Here is a 399-nt window from a genome sequence, read left to right on the forward strand (position 1 = left end):
CTCCATCTCGACCCTCCGCGATCTGCTGGGGCAAGCGAACGTCGGAATCACCGAACTCTGGACCCAAAACGGCTCCGGAGCGAGCAGCGAATAGCGGCGGTCCGAGGGGCCGGCCCGAATGCCGGCTTCCAGCCTTTGTAGCAACCCTACAAAGACAGGCCGTCTCACACACGGAATCCCCCATCAATATGGGCGGAACCCTCAAAATCACGCTAGGCTCCCTGAAGGACAGAAGGAGTCAACTTGTCAGCTAATCCGGCGCAGCCCATTTCCAGCCCTCTCACCAAGGTCTTGATCGCCAACCGAGGCGAAATCGCGGTCCGCATTATCCGCGCAGCCCGGGACGTAGGCATCGCTTCCGTGGCCGTCTACGCAGACCCCGATCGCGACGCCCTGCAC

At 61.9% G+C, this 399-nt stretch carries 1 protein-coding gene; it reads left to right on the top strand.

The window, feature by feature from the left end; translation table 11 throughout:
* Nucleotides 1-243: 243 nt before the first annotated feature.
* Nucleotides 244-399, top strand: a 156-nt coding sequence (locus AC1DF4_RS19205) for a biotin carboxylase N-terminal domain-containing protein (protein ID WP_476914363.1), incomplete at its 3' end; no start/stop codon positions are given.

It is taken from the genome of Arthrobacter sp. 05N429 (assembly GCF_056397045.1).